We start from the raw sequence: 20,466 nt of genomic DNA, 5'->3' as shown, positions 1-20,466 counted from the left end.
CTATTGAAAATTTAAAATTAGACCAAAAAGACTTGTATTAGCTGCCAATGTATATCTTGAATACGAATAATTAAACTTTAACTTATTCATTTTTAAACCAAACCCTAATGAGATTCCTGAAAAATTACGTTGTTCATCAATTCTTAATTCTTCTCCTCTTCTAAAATTATATCCTAAACGCAAATTAAATGCTTTCTTGGGGAAAAGTTCCAATCCAAAAACAACATGTCGCAAAGCATTATTTACAAACGAAACTTTCTCGTTACTAGTTGATCCATCAATATTGGTTTCGCCACGAACGGGATTCGAAAAAGAGATGTTCCATTGTTGCAAATTCTCTAAAGTAAGATGCCAACGAATAGGTACATGTTCTAATTCTTGCGAAACACCAGCAATGATTTCAAAGGGCAAATTCTCTTGTATTCCTGAATAAGTAGTAAACTGTGTTCCTATATTTCGAAATACTAGGGCCAAATTTACATTATTTTTTTGAATTTCATACATAATTCCCACATCAATTGCACCGCCAATCGAATTATAACTTTCTAAGGTCGAAGTTATTAACTTAGCATTAGCTCCAATATGCAAGTCTGTAAAAGGAATATTATAAGCGTAACCCAGGGAAAGAGCGCCTTCACTCCCTGTAAAATCTGATGTTGCCTGACCATTTTCGTCATAACCTTCAAACGAACCATAGTTTACATAACTTATTCCGGCGTAAAATGTTTGCACATGCCGATCGTAAGTGTAAGCGTAAGAAGCTGTTCCGTAAGAAGCTTCTCCGTAGTAATTACCATAATTCATTGCAAGGTGGTTGTCCATATCTTCGTTTAAAGCTGCTGGATTAGACATCGCCTGATTGACATCTTCATCATAAATCGTTATATTTTTTCCGCCTAACGCTGCCTGCCTTGGTGACGTCGTTAAATTAAGAAACTGATAAGTGTAACGCCCTCCAATTTGTCCGAACGAAACGGAAGAAATTAACATAAATAAAAGTAAAACGAATCGTTTCAACATGCTTTTGGGGCGAATCCTATATGGGAATAACGCAACTGCGAAGATAAAATTATATAACGATTAAAATAAAATTCCAATAAAAAAAATCCAAATTCCAAAATGAAGTAGAAATTCAATATTTTAAATGCCAAATTCTAATTAAATATAAATTCCAATTACATAAAGACTATAAAAAAATTCCAAATTCCAAATGCTGAAGTTCTCAGATTGGAATTTGGAATTTAAAATATTGAAAATTGGATTTTTTTATTGGAATTTTATATTGAAATTTATTTCAATTGTTTTGCGTTTTTCACACTTTGATCTGTCAAAGCCAAAGCTAATACTTCGCTCATTTCTTTTACATAATGAAAAGTCAGACCTTCTAAATATTCTGCTTTGATTTCATCAATGTCGCTTTTGTTTTCGTGACATAAAATGATTTCTTTAATATTGGCTCTTTTTGCTGCTAAGATTTTTTCTTTGATTCCGCCAACTGGTAAAACTTTTCCACGAAGTGTGATTTCACCTGTCATAGCCAAGCTTTTCTTTACTTTCTTTTGAGTCAATAAAGAAACCAAAGAAGTCAACATTGCAATACCAGCACTTGGTCCGTCTTTTGGTGTAGCACCTTCAGGAACGTGTAAGTGAATGTTGTATTTTTGAAACAACGCAACATCCAATCCTAATTTCTTAGCATTTGCTTTAATATATTCTAAAGCAATTGTGGCAGATTCTTTCATTACGGTACCTAAATTTCCTGTAATGGTCAATGAACCTTTACCTTCAGAAATTAAGGATTCTATAAACAAAATATCTCCACCAACACTTGTCCAGGCTAATCCTGTCACAACTCCTGCAATATCATTGTTTTCGTATTTATCACGTTCTAATCTTGGTACACCCAAAACTTTTACGATATCTTCGTCAGTTACTTTTTTATTATACTCCTCTTCCATTGCAACAGATTTTGCTGCATTACGAATCACCTGAGCAATTTTAGTTTCTAAGTTACGAACGCCCGATTCACGTGTATAACCTTCTACGATTTTTTCTAATTGTTTTTTACCAATCGTTAAATCTTTCGCTGTTAATCCGTGTGCTTCCAGTTGTTTAGGAAAAAGGTGTCTTTTTGCAATTTCTACTTTTTCTTCAATTGTATAACCTGACATCTTAATTACTTCCATTCTGTCACGCAAAGCGGGCTGAATAGTCGCCATATTGTTAGATGTCGCGATAAACATTACTTTAGATAAATCATAACCCATTTCAAGGAAATTATCATAAAAAGCATTGTTTTGTTCCGGATCTAAAACTTCTAATAAAGCTGAAGACGGATCTCCGCTGTTTCCGCTCGAAAGTTTATCAATTTCATCTAAAATAAAAACTGGATTTGATGTTCCGGCTTTCTTTAAACTTTGAATAATTCTTCCCGGCATTGCACCGATATACGTTTTTCTATGTCCGCGAATCTCTGCTTCGTCACGTAAACCTCCTAACGAAATACGCACGTATTCACGACCTAAAGCTTCTGCAACTGAGCGACCAATAGATGTTTTACCAACTCCCGGAGGCCCTGTTAAACATATAATTGGCGATTTCATATCGTTACGAAGTTTCAATACAGCCAAATGTTCGATCATTCTTTTCTTAACTTCTTCAAGTCCAAAATGATCTTTATCTAATATTTTTTGAGCATGTTTCAAGTCGAATTTATCTTTAGAATATTCGCCCCAAGGCAATTCTAAAAACAACTCTAAGTAATTACGCTGAATTCCAAAATCTGGAGATTGTGGGTTCATACGACGCATTTTAGACAATTCTTTTTCGAAATGTTTCTGCGTTTTTTCGTCCCATTTTTTGGTTTTCGCTTTCAGTCCCATTTCGTCCATTTCCTCCTCTTGCGAAACGCCTCCCAATTCTTCCTGAATGGTTTTCATTTGCTGATGAAGGAAATATTCACGTTGCTGCTGGTCTAAATCAAAACGAACTTTTGACTGAATGTCATTCTTCAATTCTAACTTTTGCAGCTCAACGTTCATATAACGTAAAGTTTCAAGCGCTCTGTCTTTTAATCCGTTTATCGATAATAAGCCTTGTTTTTCTTTTACCGACAAATTCATATTCGAAGAAACGAAATTGATCAAAAACGATTGGCTTTCAATGTTTTTAATCGCAAAAGTAGCTTCTGAAGGAATGTTTGGACTTTCTTTTATAATTTGAATAGCCAATTCTTTAACAGAATCTAAAATAGCTGTAAACTCAGTATCGTTTTCTTCAGGACGTTCTTCCGAAACTTCTTTGATTGTTGCAGTAATATAAGGATCTTCTGAAACAACTTCATCAATTTCAAAACGTTTTTTTCCTTGTAGAATAACAGTAACATTTCCGTCAGGCATTTTTAAAACGCGCAGAATTCTGGCTACAGTTCCTATTTTATGAATATCATCTTTGGATGGATCTTCGTCTTCTTCATTAATTTGAGAAACTACTCCAATGATTTTTCCGCCGGCATTCGCATCGTTTATTAATTTAATCGATTTGTCTCTTCCTGCAGAAATAGGAATAACAACTCCCGGAAATAAAACAGTATTACGTAAAGGTAAAATAGGTAATGAAAGAGGAAGCTCCTCATTGTTCATTTCCTCTTCGTCTTCTGGAGTTAATAATGGAATCAATTCTGCTTCTGAATCAAATTCTTGAAGTGACAGATTGTCAATTGTGAGTATTTTATGGTTTGACATAATAGTATATAAGTCGTTTTGTCATTAAAATTTTAATACTAACTGCAAATGTAGTGTTAGATTCATTAATTTGTAATAAAAATATTCTAAGCGCTTCATTTACAAGATAGATCGTTAAAATAGACAATCACTATGCCAAAATGAGCTATGATTGATCTATTTTAAGTAGCCAATCTAGTAAAATCAAACTGTACTACCAAAAAAAAATCCACACAAAGGTGGATTTAATGTCTTTACTATTTTTATTATTACAGATCGTCAGTATTTATACCAAAAGAACCTGTGATTGTTTTTTTCTTACCGGTAGTAAAATTACTAACAACGAAATTAAAAGTACCTTCTATTTTTGTTGCTGTTTTTGAAGTAATGGTTAGCGAACCTGATTCGGTAGTATACAAAAGGTCATCTAAAATACAAGATGCATTCGCAACATTTACAAGTTCCTCTCCACCTCCATTCAATGTAACACTCGAAGCCTGATAAGTACCAACACCGTATGATTGACTAATACTTATAAGGACACTGTCATCAGTGCCTCCGTTCTTTACTCCTACTATACTAAAATAAGGATGAACACCACTTGAGCTTACACTCGCTACATCAATATTGCTCTCTTCAAAGTCAACGCCATCTATTTTTGCATTTAAAAAACCGTCAGACTCTTCTACAGGTAAAGCTTCTGTATAAAGTATATTTGTAAAAGAACCATTTGTAATGATCTTGGTTTCGGTTTTATCATCACCTATATCTCTAAAACCTGTAAATTGAAATGTTCCCGAAATTGTTTTTTTAGTTTTATCTACTGCTGTAATGGTAACAATTGCCGTATCAGTGTAATTTTTTACTCCAAAAAATTCCGCAACTTCGTTTGATGCACTTATAAATGGATTTTCATCAGTCGCTAAACCATAAGACAACACAAATTTTTCGCCATCATCTTCACTATTTGCCCATGTATAAGTTCCTACTTTATTACTTGGCAAAGTTATTTGAATTACATCTTTATTCGATGTTCTAATTCCTGCTATAAGTACAAAATTATCTGTTACAATGGCGCTTGAACTATTAGCAACAAAAGCATTTCCTCCTACAGTTGCTTTAAAAACTCCTGTTCCGGCCGGATTATTTCCGTTTCCGTTACCAGCCTCCTGATTGCCATTATTATAATTTAGCCCATCCTCAAAGTCTTTAGTACAAGATGTAAAAGATATCCCTAAAGCAAAAAGCAAAAGAAATAAAACGTAATTTTTTTTCATGAATTCTTAATTTAATACAAAAATTTAATTTTTGCTAAAACTAAATAAAAAATCTTACACAAAGCATTACTTTCAACTATAATTTTTGATATAATTAGATTATTACAGTTAATTTCAAAAAAAAATAAAATTATTTTTAGCAAAACTGTAACAAACCAAAAAAGATACTGTCCTTATTAAAAACTAGCAATCATTACTTGAGTATAACTAACCAAAATATCGAAGAATTAATCGCGCTTTGTAAAGAAAACAATCAAAAAGCACAATTCGAAGTTTACAATCGCTACAGTAAAGCCATGTACAATGTGGCCTACCGTATTGTAAAAGATGAACATTTTGCACAAGACGTCATGCAAGAAGGTTTCCTTAAAGCTTTTACAAAAATAAATGACTATAAACAAGAAGTGGCTTTTGGGGCATGGTTAAAGAAAATAATTGTCAATTACAGTATTGACTTTTATAAAAAGAATAATGCTTTTCAGGTCGAAGATTTGAGCAAGACATTATATAAAATAGAAGAGAACGACAGCTTTTTTTCTGAAAATATAGATTTGAATTCACTTAAAGTGAAACAAGTTTTAGATACCATCTTAAGTTTAAAAGACAACTACCGCATGGTTTTGACACTTTTTTATATTGAAGGTTATGATCAGGAAGAAATTTGCGAAATTTTAAATATAAGTTATGCCAATTGCAGAACAACTTTAAGCAGAGCAAAAGAGAGTTTACGAAAAAAATTAGAGGAGATATGAGATTGCCTATAACAAAAAATTTGTGCGCACAAATTATGAAAAAAGCGATAACAGACTCACCACTAAAAAATAAATATTAGATATATGAAAAAGGAAAATGACGATTTAGATCAATTATTTGAAAAATTTGAAAATCAGTGGGATGTAAAAAGAATGAACGCTGACCATCAGGTTGACTTCTTAAACAAATTAAATAAAAAACAACCTAAGAAAAAGAATTACGCTGTCTGGGCAATCGCTGCATCAATTGTAGTATTGTTAGGAGTATCTCTATTCTTTAATAACAACGAAAAGCCTAAAGAGTTCAAATTTGCCTCCAGAGAAACCCAGCGAACAGATTCGATTTTTAGTATTTTAATTGATAATGAGCTAGTTAAATTAAAAGAAAAAAGTTCGCCGGAAAACGAGCAAATCATTAATGATGCCTTAAAACAAATGAAAGTTTTTGATGCAGATTATTCAAAGATCATAAAGGAAGTGCAAAAAAATGGTGAAAACAAACAAATCATTTACGCTATGATCAGCAATCTGCAAACCCGAATCTCTTTTTTACAAACGGTTTTACAGAGAATTGAAGAAAACGAAAAATTTAAAAATACAACTGATGAAAAAACATTATAACATACTTATTCTATTCATTTTGATTCCTTTTTTAGGATTCTCAAATGATGATACTTTTATTTCTAAAGAAAAAAACATCAAAAAAACCTTTATTGTTAATTCAAATGCAGGAATTGATATTGAGAACAAATACGGTAACATCACTGTAAGCACCTGGGATGAAAACAAAATTGACCTGGATATTACTATCAAAGTTTCTGGCGGAAATGAAAATTGGGTAAACGAGAGATTAAGCAGTATCGATGTCAATATTAATGCGCTGAAATCTATGGTTACAGCTATCACCAACATTGGAAATTCTTCACTAAAAAGCAGAGGAAGCAGTAATAGTTTTGAAATTAACTATGTGATAAAAATTCCAAAAAACGGAACTGTAAAACTCAATAATAAATACGGGAATATTACGACTCTCAATTTAGAATCTACTACTGATATTGCGTGCAAATATGGTAAAATTATATTAGGAAAACTTAATGGTGACAGCAATAGAATCGAAATTGGATACAGTCAGAACTCAAGTATCGATTACATTAAAAACGGAAATATTGAAGCGCGTTATTCAGGAATAAAAATAAATGAGTCAGGAAATTTGAATGTTGATGCAAATTATACCGACGTATCATTACTGGAAGGTCAGAACATTAAATGTAAAGGAAATTACGGGAGTTTTAAGTTTCAAAAAATAAATTCACTTGTGGGCAGCAGTAATTATGTGACAATATCTATTGCAGAAGTTTTAAACAACCTGAATATCGATGCTACCTACTCTAAGATAAATGTAGAATCAATGAGCGAAAAGTCAAAGAATGTAAATATTAATACAGGATATACCAATATTGCTCTGGGCTACGATGCCAACTATTCTTTTGACTTTGATATTAATACACGATACGGAAGCATCAAAAATGACAGCTCTTTGGAGGTTTTGGTTAGCGAAATTAAAAGCAATACAAAAAGAATAAGTGGATATAATAAGAAAAAAGGACAAAATAAAGTCATCATTAATTCTAGTTACGGAAACATAATTCTAACTAAAAGATAATCGAATCATAAATCAATCAAAAACAACAATTAAACAATCGAAACAATGAAAAAAACTTTTAAACTATTCGTATTTAGCGCATTATTAATAAGCTCTATTGGAAATGCACAGTGGTCATCAAATAATAAAATCAAAGGAAACGGAAAAGTTGTTTCTGAAACAAGAACAACATCAGATTATGATGCAATAAAAGTAGCCGGTTCATTTGATGTAGATTTGGTAGCTGGAAAAGAAGGTAAAATTATTATTAAAGGAGAGGAAAATCTAGTTTCGGCTATAAAAGTGGAAGTCGAAGATAATGTCTTAAAAATTTACGTTGAAAAAGGCATTAATATCAGACCAAGCATGGGTAAAAAAATTGAAGTTACTGTTCCTTTCGAAAAAATATCAGAAGTAAGTCTGGCAGGTTCAGGAAATATTCAGTCTAAAAATGCTATTAAAAGCGATAAATTTACAGCAAAATTAGCGGGTTCAGGAAACTTTAACCTTGAAGTAAACTCAACTAATTTAGAATTAAATTTAAGTGGTTCCGGAAATATCAATTTAAAAGGAAGCTCAGATAGTTTAACCACCAAACTTGCAGGATCAGGAAATATTGAAGCTACAAATTTGAAAGCTAAAAATGTTGATGCAAATGTTTCAGGATCTGGTAACAGCCGAGTTAACTGTGCAGAAAACTTAACAGCAAGAATCGCAGGTTCGGGTGATATTAAATACACAGGAAATCCTGAAAAACGAGATGTAAAAGTTTCTGGTTCTGGAAGTATAACAAAAGCTTAATTGTAAAACGTTATAAGAATTACAATCATCAATCAAATCAATTTGTCTTAATTTATGACAAATTAAATCCCCCGAAAGGCACTTTATTAATTTAAAGTGCCTTTTTTGGTACTCTTCTCAATAAGAAAATTGCTATTACAAAGAAAACGCCTAAAATCTCGAAAGCTATACGCGGACTTCCTGTTATTTGGTCAATAATACCATACAGACACATTCCGATTACAATTCCTATTTTTTCTGCAACGTCATAAAAGCTAAAGAATGATGCTGTATCTTCTGTTTCCGGCAATAATTTCGAATAAGTTGAACGCGATAAAGCCTGAATTCCTCCCATCACAAATCCTGCAACTGTTGCCATCACGTAAAAATGTATTGGTAAAGTAACTACAAATGCCAAAACACAACAGGCAGCCCAAATACAATTAATACCGATAAGCGTAGGGATATTTCCAAATTTTGCAGAAGCTTTTGAAGTTAAAATAGCTCCAATAACTGCCACTAATTGTATTATTAAAATACAAATAATCAATCCAATAGTTCCCTCTTCTTTAGATGACCACAGAATTTCCTGAGCCCCAAAATAAGTTGCTACAAGCATAACGGTCTGTACAGCCATACTTGAAACAAAAAAACCTCCTAAATAACGTTTTAAAGGAATATTTTGCTGTAGTAAACTCCAAACCTTCTTCAATTCCTTAAATCCGTTAAACACTACAGATTTTGTTAGTTTTTGTCCATTTTCTTTTCTTCCTTTTGGTAAATAATAATAGGTATATTGACTGAATAAAATCCACCATACACCAACCATTATAAATGAATATCGCATTGCCTTCATAGCTGCTTCACCATCTGTACCGGAGATTCCAAAAAGCTTTGGTTTCATAACCATTGCTAAATTGATAATCAACAAAATAACGCTACCAATATATCCTAACGAATATCCTTTGGCACTAATTTTATCCTGTTGTTCTTCAAACGCGATATCCGGCAAATATGAATTATAGAAAACTAAACTTCCCCAATATCCCAGCAGTCCTAAAAAATAAAAACCTAATCCAATATAAATATTATCTAAATCAAACCAATACAAACCCATACAGGATAAAGCTCCCAGATAACAGAAAAATTTCATGAATGCTTTTTTATTCCCTACATAATCCGCAATTCCGGACAATAAAGGCGATATAAAAGAAACTACTAAAAATGCCGTAGCTGTAATAAAACTAATTAAAGCTGAATTTTTTAAGTGCATACCAAAAACATCAATATAATGGTCACGTTCTGCAAATAAAGCTTCATAAAAAATAGGAAATACTGCTGATGCGATTGTAAGCGTATAGACAGAATTTGCCCAATCATAAAAAGCCCATGCGTTTAATAATTTTTTATCTCCTTTTTGTAAATCTTTCATAAAAATGGTTTTGTTAACAGGCTACGAATTTATCTTTTTTTTATTATAATCAAATAGAAATTTGATAAATCGTGTATTAATAAATTATAAACAATTTAAACTAATCTTTTACATAAAAAAAGCCACCCTGAAAAGAATAGCTTTTGAATTATCTTATGTAAACTGTTTTGTTATCTAATGACACCAACTTTTAATGCCGTAGCTCTTGCTTCTGGAATCAATGATTTCAAGTTCGCAATTCTGGTAGCATCAGCAGGGTGAGTACTCATAAATTCCGGAGTTCCTGATGCTCCTGATTTTGCAGACATTCTGGTCCAGAATGCAATTGCATCATCCGGATTATAACCTGCAATGGCCATAAGCGTTAAACCTATTTTATCAGCTTCAGTTTCATTGCTTCTGCTAAACGGAAGCATAACTCCTACTTCAGAACCCAGGCCATAAGCCTGAGCAAAAATTTGCTGAGTTGTTTCCGATTTTCCACTTGTTGCTGCCCCTAAGGCTGCACCACCAATTTGCTGTAATTGTGCCGCACTCATTCTTTGTGCACCGTGATTCGCTAATGCGTGAGAAACTTCATGTCCCATAACGGTAGCAAGACCAGATTCGTTTTGTGTTACCGGCAAAATTCCCGAATAAACTACAATTTTACCTCCTGGCATACACCAGGCATTAACTTCTTTATTGTCTACAAGTTTGTATTCCCAACGATAGTCAGTTAAATATTGAGCTTGTCCCAAATAAGTTAAATATTTTTCTGCCGCTTTTTTTATTTTAAGCCCAACAGCTTCTACTAATTTAGCATCTGCTGTTCCAGTTATTACCTTGTTTTCAGATATGAACTGGCTATACTGCTGAAATGAAGAAGGAAATAATTCACTGTTCGAAACGAAATTTAAATTTTTCTTTCCTGTAACAGGATTGGTTGCACATCCTACAACTAAAACAGCTGCAAAAATTCCTGATAATAAATGTTTTTTCATGATATTTAAATTTTTAACACACACAAAAATACAATTATAATTATTTGTTATTTTATATAATTACGTAAATTTTTATCAGAATTTACTTATTCACCACTAATATGAAGTTCACTGAACTCTTTATCAACAATTAAGAAATGATTTTCTTCGAATGCAATTTTGTCGAAAGCGATTATTTCATTATCAATTTCTATTTCTGTTACTTTAAATGGCAATCCAATTAAGTTAATTTTATATTTTGAATAAGGTGTATCGTATTTTCCTTCTTTATGAAGCTGAACTATTAATTCTTTTTCTTTACCTATTGTTCTAAAAGATAAAAAGCTATAGCGGCCTTTTTTATAATCATAGCCGTCCTGAGCATCTTCATAAACTACTGATTTTTCTTTTCCGTTTTTAAAGTAAAGATCAAGTGTTAATTCATCAAATTCAAGTTCACCCACATATTGCTGAACCGGATATTTTGGGATGATAGCACCCGCTTTTATAAAAACAGGAATTTCATCAAATTTAGTATCAATCCAGACTTCTCTTCCACCTGTTGAGAACTCATTTGTCCAATAGTTATACCACTCACCTCTTGGTATATACATGCGTCTACCTACAGCATTAGGTTCAAGTATTGGACATACTAATATTTGATTTCCAAAGATGAATTCATCGTTTCTATAATGTGTCTGCGTATCTTCCTGATCGTAATAAACCAATGGTTTTAGCATCGGAATTCCTTCTTCAATATATTGCCAAAACATGGTGTACAAGTACGGCAATAACTGATAACGCAAACTCACAAATTTTCTAGTAATATTAATCACTTCTTCATCAAAAGCCCAAGGTTCCTGATTACCATGATCTCCGGATGAATGCGTTCTGCAAAACGGGTGAAAAACACCTAATTGTATCCAACGTGCGTAAAGTTCTCCTGTAGGTTGTTCTGCAAAACCTCCAATATCAGAACCGGTAAATCCCATTCCGGAAATACTCATTCTTTGTACCTGAATATTGGCGAGCCATAAATGTTCCCACGTTGCTACATTATCACCTGTCCAGGATGAAGTATAACGTTGTGCTCCTGAATACGCTGATCTGGTAATTACAAATGGACGTTTAGGATATGTAAATCGTTTTACACCATGATAAGTTGCTCTGGCCATTTGTGTGCCGTAAATATTATGCGCTTTTCTATGACTGCAAGGATTTCCGTCATAAACGTGACGAACATCCATTGGGAATGTTTTATTCGGAACCTCCATAACAGCGGGTTCGTTCATATCGTTCCAAACACCTTTTACACCTATATCTGAAATTAATTCTTTAAATAATCCCGCCCACCATTCTCTAACTACGGGATTTGTATAGTCAGGAAAATTACATTCGCCTGGCCAGACCTTACCTTTCATATACGGTCCATCGGCTCTTTTGCAGAAATAATCTTTTTCTAAAGCTTCCTGATAAACCCAGTAATCTTTATCTATTTTAATTCCCGGATCAATTATGACGATCGTTTTAAAACCATCTTCTGCCAGTTCTGCAACCATACGTTTTGGATCTGGAAAATAATTTTTATTCCAGGTAAAACATCGAAATCCTTCCATATAGTCAATATCCAGATAAATGGCATCGCAAGGAATTTTAAGCTCTCTGAATTTAGATGTAATTTCTTTTACTTTACTTTCCGGATAATAACTCCATTTACATTGATGATATCCTAAAACCCAAAGTGGCGGTAATTCCGGCTTACCAGTCAAATCAGTATAAGTCGTAACTACATCCTGCATTTGTGGTCCATATATAAAGTAGTAATTCATTTCACCGCCTTCTGCCCAAAAGCTGGAAACGTTTCTTCTTTCCTGACAAAAATCAAAGAAGGTTCTAAAAGTATTATCAAAGAAAATACCGTAAGATTGTTTGTTGTGTAAACCTATATAAAACGGAACTACTTTATATAAAGGTTCCTGATCTTTCTGGTAAGCATATTGATCTGTAGCAAAATTTTCTAATCTTTTGCCTTTTAAATTCATTTGAGTCGCTTTGTCTCCTAGTCCGTAAAAACATTCCCCATCTTTCGATGATTTACTCATTTTTACGATATTTCCACCATATTCATAACTTTCTTCCCAATGAAAACCAAGTTCATCCTCAAGAATCAAAAGATCGTTTAAATCATAAATAGACAAACGAAGATCTGCTTTTTGAATTTTACATTTTACCTTACTGGTTCTAATCTGGAAATATGTATCCTCTTCTGTAAGTTCTAAAAAATTATAACCGTGCAGCTGGGTTTTATCAATTGCATAGGAAAAATCATTACTGAAATATCCTTTTGTTGTAAAGCGAAACCGAATTAAACTGTCTCTAAGAATAGTGACTTTTAAGATTACTTTGTTATCTGTATTAAAAAAAATCGAATCGCCTTCATGTTCAAATGAAACGATTTTTGACGGATATAAATCGCCTTTATATTCTAATGATGTATTTGTAATCATATCGCTAAATGAATTAATTATAATAACGCTTATCTCTCTTTCAAACATACAAAAAAAGCACATAAACGTATATCAATATAAGGTTTATTCACGAAAACGTTTTTTCTGAATGAGTGTTAAATTAGACACCAAAAAACAAACGATTCGCTAATTTTAAAACGTTAAATTGATAAATTGATACTATGAAAAATCATAGCTGTTTTTTATACTAAAGAATAAACGGTAACGCTTAGCGGAGGTAAAAGTAATTCAACAGAAAAATCTCTTCCATCATAAGCGATTTTTTCAATTTTTAAAGTATTTGTATTACCCAATCCGCTTCCGCCATAAATAGCAGCATCACTATTGAAAATTTCTTCTAATTTGCCTTTTTTCGGAATCCCGATTCTATAATTTTCCCGAACCACTTGCGTGAAATTACAAACCACAATTAAATTTTCATCAGGATTATTTCCTTTTCGAATATAAGATAACACCGCATTTTGATGATCCGAATAATTAATCCATTCAAAACCTTCTCCTGTAAATTGCTTTTCATATAAAGCAGGTTGTGTTTTGTACAAATTATTCAAATCTGTAATCACTTTTTTAATGCCGGAATGATAATCGTACTGAAGTAAATGCCAATCGAGGCTTTTTTCAAAATTCCATTCATCACTTTGTCCAAATTCCGAACCCATAAAAAGTAATTTGGTTCCGGGATGTGTAAACATATAACCGTACAACAACCTTAAATTGGCAAATTTCTGCCATTCATCGCCAGGCATTTTATTGGCAATAGATTTTTTTCCGTACACTACTTCATCGTGCGAAAACGGAAGCATAAAATTTTCGGTAAAAGCATACGTCATCGAAAATGTCAAATCATTCTGATGGTATTTTCTATAAACTGTTTCTTTCTGGAAGTATTTTAAAGTATCATGCATCCAGCCCATCATCCATTTCATACCAAATCCTAAACCACCTGTAAAAGTTGGTCTCGATACCATTGGGAAAGAAGTACTTTCTTCGGCAATAGTTTGAACTCCATCAAAATTAGCGTAGATGACCTCATTAAACTCTTTAAGAAAACTAATCGTGTCCAGATTTTCCCTTCCACCATAAATATTAGGTTCCCACTCGCCGTCATTTCTTGAATAATCAAGATACAACATCGAGGCAACAGCATCAACGCGCAAACCATCAGCATGATAATGCTGCAGCCAAAAAACGGCATTACTAATTAAAAAAGCACGGACTTCATTGCGGCCGTAATTAAAAACCAAACTTTTCCAATCCGGATGATAGCCTTTTCTGCGATCGGGATGTTCGTATAAATGCGAACCATCAAAAAAGCCCAAACCATGCGCATCATCAGGAAAATGTGATGGAACCCAGTCTAAAATTACTCCAATACCAGCCTGATGTAATTTATCAACCAAAACCATAAAATCCTGAGGTTTCCCGAATCTTGAAGTTGGCGCAAAATACCCTGTCAGTTGATATCCCCAAGACGGATCATAAGGATATTCCATTATTGGCATAAATTCTACGTGAGTAAAACCTGTTTCCTTTACATAATTTACCAAATCATCTGCAAGTTCTAAATAGGTTAGAAAACGATTGTTTTCGCCACGTTTCCAAGAACCTAAATGTACTTCATAAACAGAATAAGGTTTATCTAAAGCATTGTTTTCCTTACGGGATTGCATCCAGTTTTCATCTTTCCAATTGTAATCTAAATCCCAGACAACCGAGGCTGTATGAGGCGGTTTTTCGCAGTATAAAGAAAAAGGATCGGCTTTTTCTGTTACAACTCCATTTATGTTGGATTGAATTTTATATTTATAAAGCGTACCTTTCTCGATACCCGGAATAAAACCTTCCCAAATTCCCGAAGAATCCCAACGTACCTGCAATAAATGCTCTCCTTGTGTCCAGTAATTAAAATCACCAACAACCGAAACAGATTGAGCCGTTGGCGCCCAAACTGCAAAGTAAACGCCTTTTACTCCGTTAACTTCAACTAAATGTGCTCCTAATTTTTCATATAATTTGAAGTGTTTCCCCGCTTTGAATAAATCAATATCAAAATCAGTAAACAGAGAATGCGTGATAACTTTATTCATATTTGTTTTTTATAATTGGAATGCTGATTTTTATTGGAATTTGAAACTTTTGTATTGAAATTTATTTTGTAAAATTGTTATTCAATTCTAAAATTATCCGACAGTACAACTCCTTTTTTTATCACTACAATACCATCTTTTATACTGTACAATTCGTTTGTAAAATTATCCAAATGTTTGCCTCCGTTAATATGAACGTTGTTTCCTATACGAACGTTTTTATCTACCAAAACATTTTTTATAAAACAATTTTCTCCTATCCCTACGTGAATTTTATTGATACTGCTTTCGTGATTCATCTCGTCGAGATCCTGATAAAAATCGTTCCCCATTACATAGCAATTTTCAAGCACAGTTCCAACACCAATTCTGGATCGAATACCAATTACAGAACTTTTAATCTCTTTGGCATTAATAATACAGCCTTCAGAAATTAAAGATTGATTGATAACCGAATTTCTAAATTTTGATGGCGGTAATAATCTTGGTCTGGTAAAAATTTTATTATCGTTGTCAAATAAATTAAACTCAGGAATATCTGCCGTTAAACCAATATTGGCTTCAAAAAACGATTCAATATTTCCAATATCTGTCCAATATCCTTCGTATTGGTAACTCAAAATTTTATGTTTACCAACAGCTTGCGGAATAATTTCTTTACCAAAGTCCTTTGTTTCAGGATCGGCCATTAAATCTTCTAATAACTGACGGTTAAAAATATAGATTCCCATCGAAGCCAGGTACTTTTTACCCTTTTCCTTCATGTGATCACTTACTTCAGATTCCCATTCAGGTAAAAGTGACGCATCAGGTTTCTCAATAAAAGCCTCCACATAACTTTCATGACATGTTTTTAAAATCCCAAATTCAGGTGCGTCTTTGGCATTTACCGGTAAAGTAGCAATAGAAATTTCAGCATCTGCTGCAATGTGAGCTTCCAGCATTTCATTAAAATCCATTTGATACAACTGATCTCCTGAAAGAATCAAAGCATGATCAAAATCGTGTTTCAAAAAATGTGACATACATTGGCGAACAGCATCTGCAGTTCCCTGAAACCATGTTGGATTATCCGGAGTTTGCTCTGCTGCTAAAATATCTACAAATGACTGACTGAAAATACTAAAATTGAAAGTGTTCTTAATATGTGCATTTAGAGATGCTGAGTTAAACTGTGTCAAAACAAATATTTTAAAAATATCCGAATTGATACAATTTGAAATAGGAATATCAACTAATCGGTATTTTCCACCAATTGGAACTGCTGGTTTTGATCTGGTTTCTGTTAACGGAAACAAACGTGATCCTTGTCCTCCTCCTAAAATAATAGCAACTACATTTTTCTTTTTAAACTTCATTTTTCTCAATTATTAGGTTGTATATTTCAATATATTCTTGGCAAACTCTTTCCCACGAATGGTCAATCGTCATTCCTTTTTTTCTTATTGTGTTAAAATTTAATTTATCATCGTACAATTTCACCGCACGATTTATAGAATAGCAAATATCCCCAACCGAAGCCTGATCGTGACAAATCCCGTTTCCGTTATCACCAAAATCAATTACAGTATCACGCAGTCCGCCTGTTCTTCTTACAATGGGCACAGTTCCGTAACGCAAGGCATACATTTGGTTTAATCCACAAGGCTCAACTCTTGATGGCATTAAAATATAATCAGAGCCTGCATAAATTAAGTGGGCTAATTCTTCATTATAACCAATAAAAACATTGTAATTGCCATTGTAATCATTTCTTAACTGAAGTAATTGTTCTTCTATTTGTGCATTTCCTGATCCTAAAATCAGTATATTGATATTTTCAAAATTTTCAGATAAAGCCAAAGCCGACGCCTGAGGTAATAAATCCCCGCCTTTTTCTTCGAATAAACGACCAATAAAACTAAATAAAGGTTTCGTAGGATCGAGATCAAATTGCTCACATAACTTTTCCTTATTTTTTTGTTTACCGGTTTCCAGAGCTTCAATCGAATAATTTTCTGCAATCATTTGGTCTTTTGCCGGATTCCAGACTTCAAAATCAATTCCGTTCAAAATACCTTTTGATTTATCCCTAACCGAATTAAATAAGGATTCCAGACCATTTGCTGAGACATTAATTTCATCCAGATAACTTGGTGAAACAGTCGTAACTGCATGTGCACACTTTACTCCTACCGCCAAAGAATTAAGAGAATTATTCCATTCTAAAAATCCAACATGAATTAAATCAAACTCCGGTAAATAATGCAATTGATCAAAGCCAAACCAACCTTGGTACAAGCCATTATGAATCGTAATCACTGTTTTTACAGTCCTTAAACTTTGATATTTATAACCATATTTCACCAAAAACGGAATAAGTCCCGTATGATGGTCATGACAATTAATAATATCCGGAACATTTTTACGGGCAGCAATCCAATCCAGAGTTGCAATCTGAAAAGAAAAAAAACGTTCTATATCATCCTCATATCCATAAATATTTGGCCGGTCAAATAATTCCTTAATTTCTATGAGATATAATTCGTAACCAAGCTTATTCGTTGTTTCTTTTAAAACGCTAAATGGGAAATCTAAACTTCCCAATTTTAGGGTTCCCCAATGAACACATTCAAAATTATTTTCATTTTTGAACTTCGTATCGTAACAAGGAACAACAACGCGAACCTCATGACCGGCATTCATTTGATATTTTGGTAACGCACCAACAACATCAGCCAAACCGCCTACTTTTGCCATAGGATAGCACTCAGCACTGATATGAAATATTTCCATGTAAAAATTTATAAACTAATTGTCAATTATTTTTTTGAATAAGCATTTATTAAAATGCTACTTTTATGTTTCCTAAATTTAGGAAAAAATAAGTAAAATTAAGGCTTCAGAAAAAATTTATTGAAATGGCAAAAAAGGCGACAAATCCTACTCAATCTTTAAAAATTCCGCAGGTTATCATACTATCCGGCAAATTACTCGCTTTTATATCTCCTAAATTGGTAACCAAATTTGCGGCAAAGCTTTTTACAACACCAGTAAAACATAAGGTTCCAAAACGCGAGCTTGAAATGGATCAAAAAAGCACTAAGAATACTTTTTTTGTTCCTGCACTTCATAAAAATATCACCACTTACGAATACGGAAAAAGTGAACATAAAGTATTATTAGTTCATGGCTGGTCAGGTCGTGGAACGCAACTATTCAAAATAGCCGACGAACTTTTACAAAATGGATATTCAACCATAAGTTTTGATGCTCCGGCACATGGAAAATCTGAAGGAAAAACAACAATAATGTCTGAGTTTATCGCTTCGATTTTAGAGATCGAAAAACAATACGGTCCTTTTGAAATTGCAATCGGGCATTCATTAGGAGGAATGTCGGTTTTAAACGCAATTAAAGATGGTTTACAGGTAAAAAAAGCTGTTGTTATTGGTAGTGGAGATATTGTACATGATATTCTGGAAGAATTTGTTTCTAAATTGGGTTTAAAAACCGAAATCAGTAATAGATTACGTGATCATTTTGAAGAGCGGTATCAGGTAAAGATGGATGATTTTTCAGCTTACAGAGCAGCACAAAAAATTCAAATTCCCGTTTTGGTAATACATGATAAAGATGATCCTGAAGTTCCGGCACAAGCAGGAATTCATATTCATGAATATTTACAAAATGGCACTTTATTTCTTACCGAAGGTTTAGGTCACAGAAAAATACTTGGAAATCAAAATGTTATAAAAAAAATCATAGATTTCATCAAAACTACTTAATTTTGTGATAGTTATATTTTAATTTAAAAGAAACGGAAATGGATTTATTTGGAGAAACATCAAATTGGGAAACTAAACTAAAACCTATTTTAAAAAAATATAAAGGAAAAAGGCATCCACTAGAGTATCAAAACACCTACCAATTATTAGTCATGGTAGTTTTATCTGCTCAGGATTCCGATGCTAATATCAACAAAATTGCACCAGCTTTATTTGAAAAATTCCCAACACTTAAAAGTTTATCAAAAACTGATACTGAAACTTTTATACCTTACATCAATAAAGTTCGAAATTATCCCACAAAAGCAGGCTGGCTGTTAGATATTGCTCAAACAATTAAAAATGACGAAGACATTCCGACTACGATGCAAGGATTAACAGCATTAAAAGGAATTGGCAGAAAATCTGCAAACGTTATTTTAAGAGAAACCGGTAAACCCGCAGAAGGCATTATTGCAGATTTGCACGTAATACGAGTAGCGCCAAGAATTGGCATCATAAAAGAAAGTAAGGACGGAAATAAAGTGGAAAAAGACCTTATGCAAGTATTACCGAAATCAATCTGGTCAGAAATAGGAATGGCAATTTCTTTTTTAGGAAGAGAAATTTGCAGGCCAAAACCAAAATGCGAAGAATGTTTATTAGCCGATATTTGTTATTATTATCTAACAGAAGTAATCTAAAAAATTATTTTATTCTGGTATCTATTAAGTAAATAATTTTCCAAATATCCTTTTCTTTAAACAAAGTAAAAGTGTTCACCCCACTATGACTTAATTTGTCATTGACAAAAAACTCATATGGAGCCCATACGTGAGCCATTGTTCCATCAATCTGAATATCATAGTTTATTATTTTTTCACGAAACTTCATTGTTGACGGAATTGAGGCAATCGATCTATACAATTCTTTAGCAGTTTCATCAGATAATTTATTTCCCTTAACTGTACTGTCGCTAATTGACTGTAAAATAATTTTAGAAGAACAAACAGATTGCATTTTCACAGTATCTTTTTGATGAAATCCTTCAAAAAAAATCTCTATTGCTCTCTGAACATCTTGTTTTTGTGCGTGACAAAGTGATACAGAAAATAAAAAGACAAATAGCAATACCTTTTTCATGATTAAAATATTTTGAGTTTTAAAAATAAGCCTTTATTTCAAAATTAAAATATTTTTTTTCAAATACGAGATCTATAGGCTTTTCCTTTTGACGTACAAAGGATCAATCTAAAACCTTTGAGAGAGAAAAAATATCGCACTGAATGCTAAGTGTTTTTTTTACTTTTATAAAAAAGACAAAGCTCACAAGCTTTGCAAACTTTACACTTTTAGAAGTATCCTGGATAAAAAACTTTGCAGTAAAAAAAATGATTTTACTCCAAAAAAAAACTTCAATTAGCATAAGCCAATTGAAGTTTTAGTACTCAGAGCGGGACTTGAACCCGCACGAACATTGCTGTTCACTGGATTTTAAGTCCAGCGTGTCTACCAATTTCACCATCCGAGCATGATGT

At 32.9% G+C, this 20,466-nt stretch carries 16 protein-coding genes and 1 tRNA gene; 6 read left to right on the top strand and 11 right to left on the bottom strand.

Translation table 11 applies throughout. The features are described 5' to 3' along the window. From porQ to ACIDC4_RS05165, 3 genes are all read right to left on the bottom strand, one after another. Window positions 1–1,020 (bottom strand): type IX secretion system protein PorQ, encoded by a 1,020-nt coding sequence (gene porQ / locus ACIDC4_RS05175; protein ID WP_412042039.1) that lies wholly within the window; start codon window positions 1,018–1,020, stop codon window positions 1–3. A 269-nt stretch (window positions 1,021–1,289) separates the two neighbouring features. Continuing rightward, window positions 1,290–3,743, bottom strand: coding sequence for an endopeptidase La (gene lon / locus ACIDC4_RS05170; protein WP_412042038.1), 2,454 nt, complete (start codon window positions 3,741–3,743; stop codon window positions 1,290–1,292). 248 nt (window positions 3,744–3,991) lie between these two features. Further along, window positions 3,992–4,999, bottom strand: coding sequence for a DUF6252 domain-containing protein (locus ACIDC4_RS05165; protein ID WP_412042037.1), 1,008 nt, complete (start codon window positions 4,997–4,999; stop codon window positions 3,992–3,994). A 197-nt stretch (window positions 5,000–5,196) separates the two neighbouring features. Here ACIDC4_RS05165 and ACIDC4_RS05160 point away from each other — a divergent pair, with 197 nt between their 5' ends. From ACIDC4_RS05160 to ACIDC4_RS05145, 4 genes are all read left to right on the top strand, one after another. Continuing rightward, complete coding sequence (locus ACIDC4_RS05160; RefSeq protein ID WP_412042036.1) at window positions 5,197–5,751, top strand: RNA polymerase sigma factor; 555 nt, start codon at window positions 5,197–5,199, stop codon at window positions 5,749–5,751. Between the two features lie 84 nt (window positions 5,752–5,835). Continuing rightward, complete coding sequence (locus ACIDC4_RS05155) at window positions 5,836–6,372, top strand: anti-sigma factor (protein WP_412042035.1); 537 nt, start codon at window positions 5,836–5,838, stop codon at window positions 6,370–6,372. Beyond that, window positions 6,356–7,414 carry a DUF4097 family beta strand repeat-containing protein gene (locus ACIDC4_RS05150; protein WP_412042034.1) on the top strand — a complete coding sequence of 353 codons (1,059 nt, stop codon included), beginning with the start codon at window positions 6,356–6,358 and terminating at the stop codon, window positions 7,412–7,414. The genes ACIDC4_RS05155 and ACIDC4_RS05150 overlap by 17 nt, the downstream gene beginning before the upstream one ends. A gap of 45 nt (window positions 7,415–7,459) precedes the next feature. Beyond that, window positions 7,460–8,194, top strand: coding sequence for a head GIN domain-containing protein (locus tag ACIDC4_RS05145; protein ID WP_412042033.1), 735 nt, complete (start codon window positions 7,460–7,462; stop codon window positions 8,192–8,194). A gap of 91 nt (window positions 8,195–8,285) precedes the next feature. On the opposite strand, the gene ACIDC4_RS05140 is transcribed toward ACIDC4_RS05145, so the two are convergent. The 6 genes from ACIDC4_RS05140 to ACIDC4_RS05115 form a co-directional block, all read right to left on the bottom strand. After that, the gene (locus ACIDC4_RS05140; RefSeq protein WP_412042032.1) at window positions 8,286–9,605 is read right to left on the bottom strand and encodes an MFS transporter; all 1,320 of its coding nucleotides are present in this window, start codon (window positions 9,603–9,605) and stop codon (window positions 8,286–8,288) included. A gap of 170 nt (window positions 9,606–9,775) precedes the next feature. After that, window positions 9,776–10,588 (bottom strand): M48 family metallopeptidase, encoded by an 813-nt coding sequence (locus tag ACIDC4_RS05135; RefSeq protein WP_412042031.1) that lies wholly within the window; start codon window positions 10,586–10,588, stop codon window positions 9,776–9,778. Between the two features lie 86 nt (window positions 10,589–10,674). Then, window positions 10,675–13,074 carry a glycoside hydrolase family 31 protein gene (locus ACIDC4_RS05130; protein ID WP_412042030.1) on the bottom strand — a complete coding sequence of 800 codons (2,400 nt, stop codon included), beginning with the start codon at window positions 13,072–13,074 and terminating at the stop codon, window positions 10,675–10,677. Between the two features lie 203 nt (window positions 13,075–13,277). Next, on the bottom strand, window positions 13,278–15,182 hold the full coding sequence (gene glgB, locus ACIDC4_RS05125; RefSeq protein WP_412042029.1) for a 1,4-alpha-glucan branching protein GlgB: 1,905 nt from the start codon (window positions 15,180–15,182) through the stop codon (window positions 13,278–13,280). Window positions 15,183–15,259: 77 nt separating this feature from the next. Then, entirely contained in the window at window positions 15,260–16,540 is a 1,281-nt protein-coding gene (locus ACIDC4_RS05120; protein ID WP_412042028.1) for a glucose-1-phosphate adenylyltransferase, read from the bottom strand. After that, window positions 16,530–17,957 (bottom strand): glycogen synthase, encoded by a 1,428-nt coding sequence (locus ACIDC4_RS05115; RefSeq protein WP_412042027.1) that lies wholly within the window; start codon window positions 17,955–17,957, stop codon window positions 16,530–16,532. The genes ACIDC4_RS05120 and ACIDC4_RS05115 overlap by 11 nt, the downstream gene beginning before the upstream one ends. A gap of 125 nt (window positions 17,958–18,082) precedes the next feature. Between ACIDC4_RS05115 and ACIDC4_RS05110 the strand changes: the two genes are divergently transcribed. Then, on the top strand, window positions 18,083–18,949 hold the full coding sequence (locus tag ACIDC4_RS05110) for an alpha/beta fold hydrolase (protein WP_412042026.1): 867 nt from the start codon (window positions 18,083–18,085) through the stop codon (window positions 18,947–18,949). Between the two features lie 38 nt (window positions 18,950–18,987). Next, the gene (locus ACIDC4_RS05105; RefSeq protein WP_412042025.1) at window positions 18,988–19,632 is read left to right on the top strand and encodes an endonuclease III domain-containing protein; all 645 of its coding nucleotides are present in this window, start codon (window positions 18,988–18,990) and stop codon (window positions 19,630–19,632) included. A gap of 4 nt (window positions 19,633–19,636) precedes the next feature. Here the strand turns inward: ACIDC4_RS05105 and ACIDC4_RS05100 are convergent, their stop codons facing one another. Both ACIDC4_RS05100 and ACIDC4_RS05095 read right to left on the bottom strand, forming a co-directional pair. After that, a complete protein-coding gene (locus tag ACIDC4_RS05100) occupies window positions 19,637–20,071 on the bottom strand; it encodes a Cif family virulence factor (protein WP_412042024.1) in 435 nt (144 codons plus the stop codon). A 302-nt stretch (window positions 20,072–20,373) separates the two neighbouring features. Next, window positions 20,374–20,459: transfer RNA gene (locus ACIDC4_RS05095), tRNA-Leu, on the bottom strand. Between the last annotated feature and the right edge of the window lie 7 nt (window positions 20,460–20,466).

It is taken from the genome of Flavobacterium sp. C3NV, assembly GCF_046825355.2.
Lineage (GTDB): Bacteria > Bacteroidota > Bacteroidia > Flavobacteriales > Flavobacteriaceae > Flavobacterium.
This window is presented reverse-complemented; position numbering and strand designations above follow the sequence as displayed.

Excerpts from the sequence above, each read along its gene's own strand:
- porQ (WP_412042039.1), bottom strand. The coding sequence starts at position 1,020 with ATGTTGAAACGATTCGTTTTACTTTTATTTATGTTAATTTCTTCCGTT.
- lon (WP_412042038.1), bottom strand. The coding sequence starts at position 3,743 with ATGTCAAACCATAAAATACTCACAATTGACAATCTGTCACTTCAAGAA.
- ACIDC4_RS05165 (WP_412042037.1), bottom strand. The coding sequence starts at position 4,999 with ATGAAAAAAAATTACGTTTTATTTCTTTTGCTTTTTGCTTTAGGGATA.
- ACIDC4_RS05155 (WP_412042035.1), top strand. The coding sequence starts at position 5,836 with ATGAAAAAGGAAAATGACGATTTAGATCAATTATTTGAAAAATTTGAA.
- ACIDC4_RS05150 (WP_412042034.1), top strand. The coding sequence starts at position 6,356 with ATGAAAAAACATTATAACATACTTATTCTATTCATTTTGATTCCTTTT.
- ACIDC4_RS05145 (WP_412042033.1), top strand. The coding sequence starts at position 7,460 with ATGAAAAAAACTTTTAAACTATTCGTATTTAGCGCATTATTAATAAGC.
- ACIDC4_RS05140 (WP_412042032.1), bottom strand. The coding sequence starts at position 9,605 with ATGAAAGATTTACAAAAAGGAGATAAAAAATTATTAAACGCATGGGCT.
- ACIDC4_RS05135 (WP_412042031.1), bottom strand. The coding sequence starts at position 10,588 with ATGAAAAAACATTTATTATCAGGAATTTTTGCAGCTGTTTTAGTTGTA.
- ACIDC4_RS05130 (WP_412042030.1), bottom strand. The coding sequence starts at position 13,074 with ATGATTACAAATACATCATTAGAATATAAAGGCGATTTATATCCGTCA.
- glgB (WP_412042029.1), bottom strand. The coding sequence starts at position 15,182 with ATGAATAAAGTTATCACGCATTCTCTGTTTACTGATTTTGATATTGAT.
- ACIDC4_RS05120 (WP_412042028.1), bottom strand. The coding sequence starts at position 16,540 with ATGAAGTTTAAAAAGAAAAATGTAGTTGCTATTATTTTAGGAGGAGGA.
- ACIDC4_RS05115 (WP_412042027.1), bottom strand. The coding sequence starts at position 17,957 with ATGGAAATATTTCATATCAGTGCTGAGTGCTATCCTATGGCAAAAGTA.
- ACIDC4_RS05110 (WP_412042026.1), top strand. The coding sequence starts at position 18,083 with ATGGCAAAAAAGGCGACAAATCCTACTCAATCTTTAAAAATTCCGCAG.
- ACIDC4_RS05105 (WP_412042025.1), top strand. The coding sequence starts at position 18,988 with ATGGATTTATTTGGAGAAACATCAAATTGGGAAACTAAACTAAAACCT.
- ACIDC4_RS05100 (WP_412042024.1), bottom strand. The coding sequence starts at position 20,071 with ATGAAAAAGGTATTGCTATTTGTCTTTTTATTTTCTGTATCACTTTGT.